Source organism: Rummeliibacillus stabekisii, assembly GCF_007988965.1.
Lineage (GTDB): Bacteria > Bacillota > Bacilli > Bacillales_A > Planococcaceae > Rummeliibacillus > Rummeliibacillus stabekisii.
Genome location: NZ_BJVD01000001.1, coordinates 585,601 through 600,532 on the forward strand (window position 1 = coordinate 585,601; position 14,932 = coordinate 600,532).

Sequence of the window (14,932 nt, forward strand, 5' to 3'; positions counted from 1 at the left end):
TCAGTTCATTTCCTGTTGCTATACTGTATTACTTATCTCGTTTTAACAATGTAAAAGGCCAATTGGGGCTTTTTTCACCTAATGCTACAGCATGGCCCAATCAAACTTTCAACACCTTATTTTCCAGAGATAGTAAAACGGGCTATAATTTTATTTTTTCGCATCGCTTTCAACAATACCAAATGCTGTTTGAATCTCTGCTTTGCCTCGAATTTTCATCGCTGAAGTATGTTCTGTAAATTGCGCGATCATTACTTCACCCTCGTCCAGTTTCTCCGAGTGGTGAAATTTTGTATCATTCCCGCGAGTCAAACCGATCACATGGACGCCATCTTCCTTTGCACGTATTACTACATAATCATTTTGGCCCATTTGAAGAGTCTCCTTGTATTCGAATTTCCTTTTCCTATCATACCATAAAAAAAGGCGTAAATTAAGCCATTTTAATGAATGATAGTATTTCTTGTCGTTTCACATCATCTTCTGAAAAGATTCCTTTTGCTGAAGATGTAACCGTTTTTGCACCTGGTTTTTTAATACCTCTCATAGTCATACACATATGTTCTGCTTCCACCACAACATAAACACCTTCCGGCTCTAGCATCTCCATCATTGTTTCGGCAATTTCACTTGTAATACGTTCTTGCAATTGTGGACGGTGTGAAATAGTTTCAACTGTTCGCGCAAGCTTGCTTAGACCTGCAACAACTCCATCCTTTGGCAAATAAGCAATATGTGCTTTACCATAAAAAGGTACTAAGTGATGTTCACACATAGAATAGAATGGTATATCTTTTACTAACACTACTTCATTATGCTCTTCATGAAAAACTGTTTTAAAATACTCTCTAGCATCTATATGAAGTCCTTGGAACATTTCTGCATACATTTTCGCCACACGTTTTGGCGTATCTAATAATCCTTCACGATCAGGATTTTCTCCTACTGCTTCAAGTATCATTTTTACTGCTTGTTCAATTTTATTTAAGTCAACATTCGAATTTGAATGATCAATTTTCTCTTCTTTAATATTAATCATGGTAACCCCCTATGCTTCTAAAAAAGTCTCAAAATGAGATTAACATACAAGACCTCTAATCGCAAAATATGAAAACGGATTTATTTCATTTTCCAAACTTGAATAAACCTATATTATTCTTAGTCCATCCCACTAAGTAATATCTTTTTATGTATAGTTGGTCCTGTTCACTCTTAATTATACAAAAAGAGTAGCCAGTTATATTGGCTACTCTATGTAACAGATGCAAAATTATTTTACTGCATCTTTAAGCGCTTTACCTGGCTTGAATGCAGGTACTTTGCTTGCAGCGATTTCGATTTCTTCACCCGTTTGAGGATTGCGTCCTTTACGAGCCGCACGTTCGCGGATTTCAAAGTTACCAAAACCAATTAATTGTACTTTATCTCCCTTTGCAAGAGCTGCTTGGATAGATTCAAATACTGCGTCAACTGCTTTTGTTGCATCTTTCTTAGAAAGTTCTGCAGTTTCTGCAACAGAGTTTACTAAATCTGTTTTATTCACACCATTCACCTCCTCTCAAAAGGCATACCACTAAATCATGTAAAAAGATTATCACAACACTATTTACTGTGCAACAATATTTATACTTCATTTGTTGATTTTAAGCAAATAATAATGCCTGTCTTAACCAATATAGCATGTTTAAATGAAGTATACGACAGTAAAATATGTACAATTAAAGCAAATATATGATATCCCTTTTACATATAGATACATAAAAAACACCATAAAAAAAGGGCTACTTACATACTGTAAATAGTCCTTCATTGTTCCTTTTATTCAATTTATAAACTATTTTCTTTATATAGATAAATAAATTTTCAGTCCAGATTCATTTATTAAATGGCTAATATATATTGAATTTATAAAATAAATGTTACCATGCCCGAATCGCCTTTATTGACCATTTTTTCTATCGTTTGGCGCATTCTTGCTTTTGCATGTTTAGGAACTGCATCTGTCTTGTAAGCAATGCTTTCTTTCATTACTTCAAACAATGGTGTGCCGAATAATTGCGTTTCCCATAATGCATCCCGATCATGTAAAAAGGCATACGTTAAATCTTTCAGCAGCTGCTGACTATGGAACTCTGATCCAATCAACGGTGCAAATTCCGCTGCCATATCAATACGTAAAATATGATAAGATGGTGCTTTTGCTTCCATGCGGACACCAAAGAAATTATTCTGTTTAATAATCTCTGGTCTTGACGGTTCGAATTCCTGAAGGGTCGGCAGTGTTACACCATAACCATCCTTCCGTGCTTGCTCAATCGCTTCATGGAAGCGTTGATAAGATTTTCTCGCTTGTTGCGATTCTTTTATAAATAATAACCAATCCTTCTTACTTTGGATAGGCTCTTCCAGCCATTCGTCACAGATATTTTTGAAAATATCATTTTTCAGTTGTAAGCTAATTATCGCATGCCCTAATCCCGCATCTACACTTTTCACCTGTGCTGACGCAATGAAGTCCTCATCAAGCAATTCTTTTGTCAAGCGTTCAATATCCCTAATTTTATTGACAGATTGCTTCCAATTGTCAATTGATTGCTTGATCAATTTATTTAATTCATGATTCTCTTCTAGTACATCTAACCAATCCGGTTTTTCCATTTCCAATTTTTTAATTGGGAATTCATATAATGCTTCTTCTAGGATATGTTTTACCTCATTTAGCGTCATTTGATCTACTGATGTAGAAATGACTGGTGCATTATACCTCTCATGTAGTTCATCACATAATTCTTTAGCAGTCGTATGCGCTGGCATTTTGCTATTCACTACAATGACAAATGGTTTGCCGATTTCTTGTAATTGATCAATAATATCTTGCTCCGCCTGACGGACAGATTCACGCGGAATGCCATTAACTGTACCATCAGTCGTCATTACAACACCAATATTAGCATGCTCTCGTATAATCTTGTCTGTGCCAATTTTAGCTGCATCTTGGAATGGAATCGGGTCGTTGTGCCATGGTGTATGTACCAACTTTGGTCCATTTTCATCTTCATAGCCTTTCACTCCATCAATAATGTATCCTACACAATCTGCGAATCTAATCTTAAAAGGCATATCCTGATTGCCTACTGAAATTTGCGCGCCATTCGCTGGGACAAATTTAGGTTCTGTTGTCATAATGACTGGACCAGGCGAGCTTTGTGGCAGCTCATCTTGTGCTCGTTGTCTTTCTTTTTCATCTTCCATATTCGGTAATACCATAATATCCATAACACGCTTTGTAAACGTTGATTTACCTACTCTTACAGGTCCTACTACACCAATATAAATATCGCCGTTCGTTCTTGTTGCCATTTGCTCGTACACTTCTTGTGACATGTTTTTCTTCCCCCTTTTTCTCAGCACTATATCCTATGCACGCAAAAAACGTTTCATGCACAAGTCATGAAACGCTTTTTAAAAAGGTAAATGATTATTTTCTTTTCGAATCTGTAAGAAATTCGACTTCTTGTTTGTCATTCACTGTATAAGGCAAAGAATAGGCAGGCAAAACCTCATAGTGATCCGATAAAAGGTGTCTGATGTCCTCACCACTTTTCACTTTTGGCTTTTCTTTATCAAGAATTCTTTGCAGTTCAATAGAATAATCAATGCAAATTTCGCCACTTCCTTTAACTATAAAGGGCAGATTGGTATTTGAATAAGGGCTAGGAACAGTAGGGGCTTGTTTATAGCCCATTTTTTTATAATCTATTTGATAAATATCATCCTTGATTTGTCCCGCAATTGGCACAAATCCATTCACACCTTTTTTAATATTCATCTCTCGGATAATTTCAGTTCCCCGCAGATCGACTAATTTTACTTTTGGCTTTTTGCTCTCTGCATGCCAGATTACATATTGATATATTCCACCCTTTTCAAAAGAATTGCCTGGAGCTTTTGGAATATATCCGCCACTTATAAGCTTTGAAAAATCTATTGGGTACTTGATATATTGGTCTACATCTTGATCACGATTCTGAATCGGCAATAAACCACCTGTATCTTTTCTGAATTGATTAATAGTCTTTTGGACTGTTAATAGCTGTGCTTCATCTGGCACTTGATTTTCTACTTTCTCTTTATCTGGATACATACATCCGGCCAACACCACTGTAAGTAATGCAACAAATAATAATAAGCTATATTTTTTCATAAACTTTCCCTCATTCATTTATTTTAAAATGACATTACAACAAATACCATTGTCAAAAAGCCAATTATTAAAAAAATATACGCAATCAACGCGACAATTGAACTGATAATTCGATTTTTTATCTTTTGTCTGCTTAAATAAATGAGTCCTGATGCGACAAGCATAAAACCAATGGAATAAAAAGAAATCCACATCATTGTCATACCGGATATGCCTGTACTTGCAAGAAGCACTAAATTTGACAACGATACAACCACCTTTCTTATGTACATTCAGTCAAACCCTATATGAGATAGCCTAAAAAAATAAGAGATGGCTGCTGCTCACCTCTTATTTTGACTATTCACTAAATACGTAGAGCGTTGAAAATATCTTATGACTCCATTATACAATATGGATGTTAACAAAGTTTAGAGATAATACGCATCTAATTCTTGCTTTTTCACTCTAAGCATAAGTTCTTCCACCGTTTGGCGAGGGTTCTTATCCTCAAACAAAACGCTGTACAACGCTTCTGCAATAGGCATGGACACTTCGTACTTCTCTGCAAGCTGATGGGCTGCCTTTGTTGTACGAACGCCTTCTACCACCATGCCCATTTGTTCAAGAATCTCATCTAGTGTATACCCTTTGCCGAGCATATGGCCAGCTCTCCAGTTACGGGAGTGGACGCTTGTACATGTGACGATTAAATCACCCATGCCTGCCAGCCCTGAGAATGTAAGTGGGTTAGCACCCATTTTCACGCCCAATCTGGAGATTTCGGCAAGACCTCGAGTAATTAGGGCCGCTTTGGCATTATCGCCAAATCCTAAACCATCAACGGCTCCTGCAGCTAATGCGATAACATTCTTTAAGGCACCGCCTATTTCTACGCCGATGACGTCCTGATTTGTATATACTCTGAAATATTGATTCATAAATAAATCTTGTACTCGCTCAGCTGCTACTATATCTTCACATGCTGCTGCTACTGTTGTAGGATGATGCAATACCACTTCTTCTGCATGACTAGGACCTGACAACACTACAATTTCCTCAATAAATTCAGCTGGAATTTCTTCTTTAATAATATCAGATATGCGTAATAAAGTATTAGGTTCGATTCCTTTTGAGACATGTATAAAAAGGACCTTTTTGTCTAATGTCTTGAGCATTTTTTTACAAGTCTCGCGGATACCTTTAGTAGGCACAGCCATGACAACTATTTCCGCATGTGAAATTGCCTTTTCCATATCATCTGTCGCATTTAAATTCTCCGGCAAGATTGTTTCCGGCAAATATTTAGCATTCCTATGTTGGTTGCTAATTTCTTCCGCCTGTTCTTTTCTATGTGTCCATAGTAATGTATCATGCCCGTTTTCTGCTAGAACAATCGCTAATGATGTTCCCCATGAACCTGCTCCTAGCACTGCTACACGACCCATGTAAAAGCCCCTTTCTATTAAATAGTTATTAGTCCCTCGCTCTTGTAATCAACTTAATCGGCGTACCTTCAAAGTCAAAAGTCTCGCGGATTCGGTTTTCTAGGAAACGCTCGTAAGTAAAGTGCATTAATTCTGGATCATTCACAAAGACAACAAATGTTGGCGGCTTAATCGCTACTTGGGTTACATAGTAAATACGTAAGCGACGACCTTTATCTGTTGGTGCAGGATTTCTTGCTACTGCATCTGAAATTACTTCGTTTAAGATGCTCGATTGAATCCGCATGGAATGATTTTCGCTGACGCGATTAATAATTGGCAAAATGGAATGTACACGTTTCTTGGTTTTAGCAGACACAAAAATAATAGGTGCATAGTCAAGAAACTGGAATTGTTCTCTAATTTCCTTTGTTTTTTCATTCATTGTTTTTTCGTCTTTCTCTACAACATCCCATTTATTCACAACAATAATCACAGCTTTACCAGCTTGATGCGCATAGCCAGCAATTTTTTTGTCTTGTTCTTGTATACCTTCTTCGCCGTTTAAAACAACCAGAACGACATCTGAACGTTCAATTGCTCGAAGGGCTCGAAGGACACTGTATTTCTCTGTTGTCTCATAGACTTTTCCTTTTTTGCGCATTCCAGCAGTGTCAATGATGACATATTCTTGACCATCAAATTCATAATTTGAGTCAATGGCATCGCGCGTTGTACCGGCAACATCGCTGACAATAACTCGGTTATCACCAAGAAAGGCATTAACTAAAGAAGATTTGCCGACATTTGGACGGCCAATTAATGAAAACTTAATGACATCCTCATCGTATACTTGTTCTTCTTCATTTGGGAAATGTTTAGCTACTTCATCAAGCAAATCCCCTAAGCCTAAACCATGTGATCCTGAAATTGGGAATGGATCGCCGAAGCCTAATGAATAAAAATCATATATCATATCTCGCATATCAAGGTTATCAATTTTATTAACAGCTAGTACTACTGGTTTTTTTGTTTTGTATAAAATTTTGGCTACATGCTCATCTGCCAATGTTACGCCTTCTCTTCCATTGACCATAAAGATTATTACATCTGCTTCGTCCATGGCAATCTCTGCTTGATGGCGAATTTGTTCTAAAAACGGCTCATCTCCTATATCAATACCGCCAGTATCAATAATATTAAAATCATGTGTAAGCCAGTCCGCAGAACTATAGATTCGGTCGCGCGTCACACCTGGAATATCCTCCACTATGGACACACGTTCACCTACAATTCTGTTAAAAATAGTCGATTTACCGACATTTGGACGGCCGACAATTGCGACAATCGGTTTCGTCATTTTAAATTCATCCTTCCAACTTCTTAATCCTATTATACAACAAAAAAGGTGATGGCATCTGATCTGTCACCATCACCTACAATTCAAGTCAATATATCTTTATTTTATCAAAAAACTGATGCATTGCAAGAAAAAACAGACGCTAGAACGATTCTTTGCGTCTGTTTCTTTTAATTAGTTATTTTTTGAGAAATTTTTCAGTTGATCACCAATCACATCACCGAATGAAAATCCATTTGTTTCTTCTGGCATTTCGTAGTCTGTTACTTCTTCTTCAGCTGCATTATTTAGTAATGCTTTAATGCTAAGAGATAACCGTTTTTCGTTTTGATCAACGCCCAGAACCTTCACTTCTACCTCTTGGCCTTCTTTTAAAGCTTCATGAGGAGTGGAAATATGATTATGTGAGATTTGTGAGATATGGACAAGTCCTTCTACACCTGGGAATACTTCGATGAAAGCGCCAAAACCAACTAGGCGTTTCACTTTCCCTGTAAGAACAGCACCCACTGGAGCTTTCTCTTCAATATTTGTCCATGGGCCTTCTTGTGTTTCTTTAATAGATAAAGAAATACGCTCTTGTTCTGGATCAACGGATAGAACTTTTACTTTAACACGTTGTCCTTCAGAAAGAACGGATGCCACATCATCAATATGTTCGTGAGATACCTGAGAAATGTGTACAAGGCCGTCAACGCCACCCAGATCTACAAATGCGCCGAACGAAGCTAAACGCTGAACAGTACCTTCTAGTACATCGCCTTCATGAATACCACCTAACACTTCGCCTTTTTTCTCAGCTTTTTGGGCTTCTAAAACTGCGCGGTGAGATAGGATTAGACGGTTTTTCTCTTCATCCATCTCTACGATTTTGAATGTTAACGTTTTTCCTTTGTAATCGTCGAAAGATTCAACAAAGTGATCTTCTACAAGTGAAGCTGGTACAAATCCTCGAACGCCTAGATCAACGACAAGGCCACCCTTCACTACATCTTTCACTTCAGCTTCAATTATTTCGCCGTTATTAAATTGTTCCTCTAAAACTTTCCATGCCTTTTTCGCATCAACTTTGCGTTTTGACAACACGTATTGACCAGGCTTTGCATCATCAGGTTCTTCAACTTTTGTTACGATTAATTCTAATTCATCATTTACGGAGACAGCGTCAGAAGCTTTTTCCACATGCAAGCTAGATAGCTCGCTAATTGGCACTACGCCATCAAACGGTGCACCAGCTATAGTGACGATTGCAACTTTATCTTCCACTCGTTCGACCTTGCCTTTTACGACATCGCCTTCACGGATTTCGTTTACTTCGTTTAAGTTCATTTCTTCAGACATATGTAATCCTCCTTCACAATGTATAATTCCTATTTTATAAGAATTTGCTAGTAAAAACAAAAATTAACCCTTATAATCACATATTATTTATTTTCAGGATGATGTTCATTTAGCAATAGCTGGATATGATCCATGATCACTTGTGTTACTTCTTCCGCTTTTGCCTTTGTTTCTCTGTACGGTTCCATATCGATTGGTTTACCAAATACAACTTTCACTTTTCTAAACGGTTTATATGGACCTATGATGGCACATGGAACCACATTTGCATTTCCTCGCAATGCAAAAAAACCAGCGCCCGAAAAACCTTTGCCTAGTTTACCGCTTTTATTGCGAGTACCTTCTGGAAAAAGGCCAACAACTTGGCCGTCTTTTAATGTATCAATTGCAACTCGCAATGCTTGCCTATCGCTTAAACCACGCTTCACAGGAAATGCATGTACCTTAGGGAGAATGGATTTTAAAATAGGAACTTTAAAAAGCTCTTCCTTTGCCATAAAGTTGACCGGTCTTGGTGAACAAATACCCACCATTGGAGGATCTAAATTATCGATATGATTTGAGCATAAAAGTATACCGCCTTCTGCAGGAAAATTTTCCTTTCCTATAACTTCCATGCGGTAGATTGGCTTTAGTACATTAAACACAACTGTTTTAGCAAATTGGTAAAAGTCCATTTAGCCCATCCTTTCATTAGCTAATTCCAAAATAGTTTGTGCAGCTTCAGAAATAGAAAGCTCTGTTGTATCAAGGAAAATGGCATCTGGTGCCTGAATCAACGGAGAAGCTTCACGCTCACTGTCTAATTTATCGCGTTTTGCTATTTCAGATTTTAATTGTTCCAATGATGATTCAATACCTCGGTGTTTATTATCCTCATATCTTCTCCGAGCTCTTTCTTCCACTGTCGCTGACATAAATACTTTTAATTCTGCTTCTGGCAGCACTGCGGTAGCAATATCTCGTCCATCCATTACTACACCGCCCTGCTTTGCCATTTCACGCTGGTGATCTACCATAATCTCTCGCATCGTTGCATGACTAGCAACTTTCGATACATTCTTGGTCACTTCATTAGAACGGATTTCTTCCGATACATCTTTCTCATCAAGAAATACAAGTTGTCCATTGCTTGAAGGCTTTAACTGGATCTTCGTATTTGTAAGCAAATCAGTAATGCTTTTAGCATCTTCTAAATTTATATGTTCGTTCAATGCTTTTAATGTAAGAGCACGGTACATTGCGCCCGTATCAATATAAGTATAGCCAAGCTTTTCTGCCACTATTTTGGCAATTGTACTTTTGCCGGCCCCTGCAGGACCATCAATAGCGATTTGTATATTCATCTTCAAATGTCAACCCCTTCTCTCCGTCATATTGTAACACAGAAACCAATTGCCCGTGAAAAGATAAAGTGAAACATTACTCAATATTGAATCTGCGTTCAAACAGCAAGGAGAACCTTAGTAATATGAAGCTAGCATAAATTTATTTAAGGTAATAAAAAAACGAACAAATGTGATTATTTTACTTAACATTTGTCCATTTTCCTTGTTATTATTTTCCCACTCATAATTAAATATTTGATGACGGACTTTCCTCATAGGAGAAGCCATTCTCGTCTTTATATTAAATGATTAGTCGTCTATTGCTTATACTAACAGATTAAAACTTCACAGTTTCAAAATACCCTAAAAGCTTGTTTCCTTTTTGCGATTTTGCAATTGCCGTTCAAAACAGAACCTTACAATGTATTGTCGGTCGACGTCATCCGTATTTGTAAATTGCAGTGTAGCCAACATTCTTTGGTCTTTTTCGATTATCCGAATGACTCTTGCAGAGGTATGGACATATTTAACTCCTTCATTTGAATTCGAAAATGGCAAGACAATGATAAGTTGCAATTCATCATTTTCTTTAAATGGTACAATTTTGGGAATGTTGATTGCTAAGCCACCAGCGCTAATGTCTTCCGCCACATATTGATAATTCTGTTGATTATACTCTACAGCAATATCAACAGGTGTAGCTACACGAACATATTCACGCCTTTGTATCCTAATAAACTGATCGTTAGCAGGTAATGCCAGCATAATCATTGGAATATTGCTTTTAATTCTTCCAAGAACTTCTGTTTTAAATGCATAAGCGTTGTTAGCTTCATCTACAAAAGAAACGCGATATTGTCCACCCTCTAACAAAAAAGAGGTCTTATTTGTTTGTATATTGGTTGGATAATCAATGTAGAGAATATTGTTTTTTTGCTCTACAATTTTAGCGCGAAGGCGATCTTTTACATCGGAAGAAATTGATTCTAATATTATATTGGTACCTATTTTCAATTCCATAGCAATCTCCCTTTATGATTCATAAGTTGTGTTTTTATTATGCCACGGATTGGACGATTTAGCTATATCCATTCTACATAAAGGAAAAGAGCATAAAATGCATTTATATATTTTTTTATTTTTATCATTATGAATTTAAAAACGACATAATATTTAATCATCCGACACCTTTAGACCTACAAAAAAATCAGTGAGGATTCGTTCCCCACTGATATATGTTTTTTATGACAGTCGCTCGTTTTTAATTACCTCACCTGTCTCTGTGTCAATTAGTACTTTGTATGTGTGCTGCGTTTTATTGGCGTTCACTCTAACTGTTACTTCATAACAAAGTCTCTCGACAAAATCTTTATCCTCAACATATGCTAAATCTTCTTCCATCACTTCCGCATCGCGATTAAAGAATGTGTTCCAATCTATTTTCTTCATCGTTTGCGGTTTTACTTTTTCTTTTTGAATGTACTCAATTCCATTAAGACCTACAACTTCACCAGTATCTTTGGCTATTTTCACTTGTACGCCATCCGCATAAATCTTCGCTTTTGTTGATTGATCTACTCTTGCGTAGCTTAAGTGCCAAACTTCACTATTTTCTCTTGCATCTGTTTCAACAACATCGGTATAGCCTAGTTCTTTTAAATGTTGATCTGCCAATTTTTTTAGTTTTAGAATTGGAAGACTAGTTTGTCCAAATGGTCGTTCAACTAAATAGGAAAGAAGATGGCCGCCTTTTACGGTCAAATCCGCATAACCTGTGCGTTCGCCTTTAGTGAAAGTAATGTGATAAAAAGGATACGGTGCACCTTTTCTGCTATTTTTCACTGCTATAGTGGCATTTGATAACTCTGGGAACATATCTTTAAAACGATTTATCGCTTCGCTCTCGCTAATTTTTCGGTCATCTAATTTTTGCAGGTTTTTCCTCTTTTCATGATCTGATTCACTAGCAGTCAACGGAAAATCACTTTCTCTATATGTCTTAATTGATTTAGCCATATTTTTAAAATTACCCGTTGATTGGTCTGCCGTTTGTTCTTCTAGCCAATGTTTGTAATTGTTATCTTGCTGTAACACATGTGCTGTTGCTACTTGCCAATCATTCGAAAAGTTTGTGAGGTTTTCAGAAACATTCTTTATGTTGGCATGCCATTTATCAGCATTCTCCTTAGATGTCATCGTCATTTTTGCATTGTTACCTAGTCGACCAAGATAATTCATCCATTCGCTTGTAAATTCTTGATCTAACGGCAAATCCGCTATGGAATATTTAATATCAGATGACAAGCGCCATACATCCTGTAAAGATTGATGCAGTGCGGTGGTATCTTTATACATTAAGGATTGCTGAACAGCTTGCTGTAACTCATTTAGTTGTGTTGAAGCATCTGCCATTTTATTCGTATATTGTCCGTGCAGTAGATATTGAAGTTCCTTATTTTCTCTATTTGATGCTACTATAAATATTAAGCAGGCTATTAGTGCGTAGCTTAATAAAAATATGGTTTTTTTCATTCGTTTTCACCTCCAGTTTTACTAAATGCAGAAGATATGCTCGCCAATTTGTGTGATTTGTTTTCTTGTCCATATCCATTTACTTGTTGCTGTTTTTGGGTTGAAATAATAAAGGGCATTTTGTGAGGGATCCCATCCATTCATTGCATCCAGTACCGCTTCCATCGCTTGTTTGTTTGGTTCAAGCCAGATTTGTCCATCTGATACAGCTGTAAATGCACCAGGTTGGAAGATGATACCTGAAACAGTGTTAGGAAAATCAGGGCTTTCCAAACGATTCAATATCACAGCAGCTACAGCCACTTGTCCTTCATATGGCTCTCCTCTTGACTCTCCATATACTGCATTTGATAACAGCTTCAAATCCTGTTCCGTAAATTTACTTGGGATTTGCATATCTGCCCCATTACCAGTGCCTTCTTGTGTAGTTTTCTTTTGGCCACCATAGACAGTAAATTTATTTCCTTTTCTTATTTGTTCCATTACATAGTCTTTATCATAGTTTGAAACCGATGCTAACTTCTTCTTCGTTGTTGCACCAGCCACTCCGTCTATCGGCAATCCATATTGATCCTGGAAATTTCGCAATGCCCAATATGTGCTATAGCCAAATTTCCCATCAATCGTTCCTTTATAGTATCCAATGTATTGAAGTCTTGATTGCAATTCAATAACGTCATCGCCAAACGCGCCTCTTGTAATAATTTGTGAGGAGAATGCTTCTCCTGTCCTCGGGGCCACGCTTGTAAGAAAAAGACTTAGAATAACCAACAAAAGCATTTGATAACGTCTCATATTGACAGCTCCTTTTCTATAAGCATGGTTTCTTGCATGTTTTTTATACAAAAAAACTGAGAGAAAAAAACCTCTCAGTACAAACAAAAAGTGAAAAGCTTTTAGAAATTTATTATTCTAAAAGCCTTTTGTTTCTTTTCTTTATTTTTTCGATTAAAGAGATGCTGTTTGAACATATAGCAAACAATCCTAGTCAACCTATTTTTAAAAATTGATTTCGCTATTTTCAATTGTTAAAATTTCTGCTGTGCCGCAAGCATCTGAACCAATTGCTTATGTGCAATTTTTACTTTGCGCAGAGCAAACCACCATAAAAACAACATAAATGGGAGCATGATATATGCCCACTTTCCTTCTATTGTTAGTATGAAATTAAAAATAATATGAAGCAACATTGGCAAAGCCAAAGACACTGCTTGGTAACGAATAGAGCTGTTTCTTCCTGTAAATTTTGCTCTTCCTAGATAATAACCCATAACAACGCCAAAAAGGGCATGGCTAGACACAGGCATAAGAGCCCGCATAAAAGCCGTGTCTAAGCCGAATGACAGGATGTATAATATATTTTCAACAGTCGCAAATCCAAGTGATATACTGACTCCGTATAAAACGCCATCATAAGGGTCATCAAACTCGATATGATGATAAATGGCGATTAGTAATATAAACCATTTGAAAAACTCTTCCACTACTCCTGAAAACAGTACATCTTGCATTAGTACACTTGAAAAAATTTTTTCTTCATTTACGACAAATTGCAAAAATAAAATCGGAAATGTTAAAATTGCACCATATATAAATGTATGAAACAATGTTGTTCTAGGCTCTGTTGCCATTTGGTTCCTCAAGTAAAAGAAACTAAATAGCGCTAGTGCCGGAGCAATGGAAACGGATAAAAGAACAAACATTTGTCAGGCACCCCGTCTCTATTTATAGTACTATTTTATAAGATATGACAGGAAATTTCGAGGAGGACTTTATGAAGAAAAAAGTTTTGCTTATTCATACAGGAGGCACTATATCCATGCATATGAGTGAGGATGGAGGTGTCATCCCAGATACAAACAATCCCTTAATGCAAGAAAGCAAAAAACTGGAGATGATTGCAGATCTAATTGAAATAGAAGCTTTCAATCTACCATCGCCACATATAACACCGAAAAAGATGCTTGAATTGCGCAATTTAATCATAGATACCATTAAGAAAAATACGGTTGACGGAGTTGTAATTACCCACGGCACAGATACGTTAGAAGAGACAGCTTATTTCTTAGAATTAACAACAAATTTAGAAATGCCGATCGTACTGACAGGTGCCATGCGTTCATCAAATGAGCTAGGTGCTGATGGTGTTTATAACTTGGTAGAAGCTGTTAGAGTTGCTTCGTCTGATCAAGCAAGAAATAAAGGCGTACTTGTGGTGATGAACGATGAGCTTCATTCAGCTGTAAATGTTACAAAAACATCTACAAGCTCTGTTTCCACTTTCCAGTCACCGCAGTATGGCCCGCTTGGATTAGTGACAAAGACATTAATCCACTTTCAACAAGCACCAATGAAAAGAGAATACGTCGAAGTAAATAGCCTGAATAAAAAAGTTGCGTTATTTAAAATATATGCAGGAATGGATGCAGACCTTCTTCATTCAGCAATTGATTGCAATTATGATGGTGTAGTATTAGAAGGACTAGGACAAGGCAATGTTCCTCCTGCAATACTGCCTACTATAGAAAAATTAATACAACACGGCATTCCAGTTGTTCTAGTATCACGTTGTTTTAATGGCATTGCGCAAGGTGTATATGGATATGAAGGTGGCGGCAGAATGCTAGAAGATATGGGCGTTATTTTCGCAACAGGTTTAAGCGGACAAAAGGCTCGCTTAAAGTTAATGATCGGTCTCAACCAAGAGGAAAAACCAATTAATGTTAAGAAATTCTTCATCTAAATACATCATTCATCAAAA

At 37.0% G+C, this 14,932-nt stretch carries 16 protein-coding genes; 1 reads left to right on the top strand and 15 read right to left on the bottom strand.

The features are described from left to right. Window positions 1-150 precede the first annotated feature (150 nt). From mtrB to prsW, 15 genes are all read right to left on the bottom strand, one after another. A complete protein-coding gene (gene mtrB / locus RST01_RS02975; protein ID WP_066786045.1) occupies window positions 151-372 on the bottom strand; it encodes a trp RNA-binding attenuation protein MtrB in 222 nt (73 codons plus the stop codon). Between the two features lie 61 nt (window positions 373-433). Next, window positions 434-1,039 (bottom strand): GTP cyclohydrolase I FolE, encoded by a 606-nt coding sequence (folE, locus tag RST01_RS02980; protein ID WP_147193956.1) that lies wholly within the window; start codon window positions 1,037-1,039, stop codon window positions 434-436. A 231-nt stretch (window positions 1,040-1,270) separates the two neighbouring features. After that, window positions 1,271-1,543, bottom strand: coding sequence for a non-specific DNA-binding protein Hbs (hbs, locus tag RST01_RS02985; protein ID WP_066786039.1), 273 nt, complete (start codon window positions 1,541-1,543; stop codon window positions 1,271-1,273). Window positions 1,544-1,905: 362 nt separating this feature from the next. Continuing rightward, entirely contained in the window at window positions 1,906-3,384 is a 1,479-nt protein-coding gene (gene spoIVA / locus RST01_RS02990; protein ID WP_066786036.1) for a stage IV sporulation protein A, read from the bottom strand. A 94-nt stretch (window positions 3,385-3,478) separates the two neighbouring features. Continuing rightward, window positions 3,479-4,204 (bottom strand): YphF family lipoprotein, encoded by a 726-nt coding sequence (locus RST01_RS02995; RefSeq protein WP_147193957.1) that lies wholly within the window; start codon window positions 4,202-4,204, stop codon window positions 3,479-3,481. A gap of 23 nt (window positions 4,205-4,227) precedes the next feature. Next, window positions 4,228-4,449, bottom strand: coding sequence for a DUF2768 domain-containing protein (locus RST01_RS03000; RefSeq protein ID WP_307723577.1), 222 nt, complete (start codon window positions 4,447-4,449; stop codon window positions 4,228-4,230). 165 nt (window positions 4,450-4,614) lie between these two features. Beyond that, window positions 4,615-5,631 carry an NAD(P)H-dependent glycerol-3-phosphate dehydrogenase gene (locus tag RST01_RS03005; protein ID WP_147193959.1) on the bottom strand — a complete coding sequence of 339 codons (1,017 nt, stop codon included), beginning with the start codon at window positions 5,629-5,631 and terminating at the stop codon, window positions 4,615-4,617. 28 nt (window positions 5,632-5,659) lie between these two features. After that, entirely contained in the window at window positions 5,660-6,970 is a 1,311-nt protein-coding gene (der, locus tag RST01_RS03010) for a ribosome biogenesis GTPase Der (protein WP_147193961.1), read from the bottom strand. A 174-nt stretch (window positions 6,971-7,144) separates the two neighbouring features. Continuing rightward, complete coding sequence (gene rpsA / locus RST01_RS03015) at window positions 7,145-8,311, bottom strand: 30S ribosomal protein S1 (protein ID WP_147193963.1); 1,167 nt, start codon at window positions 8,309-8,311, stop codon at window positions 7,145-7,147. 83 nt (window positions 8,312-8,394) lie between these two features. Next, window positions 8,395-8,988 carry a lysophospholipid acyltransferase family protein gene (locus tag RST01_RS03020; RefSeq protein ID WP_066786023.1) on the bottom strand — a complete coding sequence of 198 codons (594 nt, stop codon included), beginning with the start codon at window positions 8,986-8,988 and terminating at the stop codon, window positions 8,395-8,397. Further along, the gene (cmk, locus tag RST01_RS03025; RefSeq protein WP_173668470.1) at window positions 8,989-9,663 is read right to left on the bottom strand and encodes a (d)CMP kinase; all 675 of its coding nucleotides are present in this window, start codon (window positions 9,661-9,663) and stop codon (window positions 8,989-8,991) included. Window positions 9,664-10,002: 339 nt separating this feature from the next. After that, the gene (locus RST01_RS03030) at window positions 10,003-10,659 is read right to left on the bottom strand and encodes a flagellar brake protein (protein ID WP_147193964.1); all 657 of its coding nucleotides are present in this window, start codon (window positions 10,657-10,659) and stop codon (window positions 10,003-10,005) included. Window positions 10,660-10,881: 222 nt separating this feature from the next. After that, complete coding sequence (locus RST01_RS03035; protein WP_147193966.1) at window positions 10,882-12,171, bottom strand: PepSY1/2 domain-containing protein; 1,290 nt, start codon at window positions 12,169-12,171, stop codon at window positions 10,882-10,884. Between the two features lie 21 nt (window positions 12,172-12,192). Further along, a complete protein-coding gene (sleB, locus tag RST01_RS03040) occupies window positions 12,193-12,966 on the bottom strand; it encodes a spore cortex-lytic enzyme (RefSeq protein WP_147193968.1) in 774 nt (257 codons plus the stop codon). 233 nt (window positions 12,967-13,199) lie between these two features. Continuing rightward, window positions 13,200-13,874 carry a glutamic-type intramembrane protease PrsW gene (gene prsW, locus RST01_RS03045; protein WP_147193970.1) on the bottom strand — a complete coding sequence of 225 codons (675 nt, stop codon included), beginning with the start codon at window positions 13,872-13,874 and terminating at the stop codon, window positions 13,200-13,202. Window positions 13,875-13,945: 71 nt separating this feature from the next. On the opposite strand from prsW, the gene RST01_RS03050 reads away from it, so the two are divergent. Next, on the top strand, window positions 13,946-14,914 hold the full coding sequence (locus RST01_RS03050; protein ID WP_147193971.1) for an asparaginase: 969 nt from the start codon (window positions 13,946-13,948) through the stop codon (window positions 14,912-14,914). Window positions 14,915-14,932 lie beyond the last annotated feature (18 nt).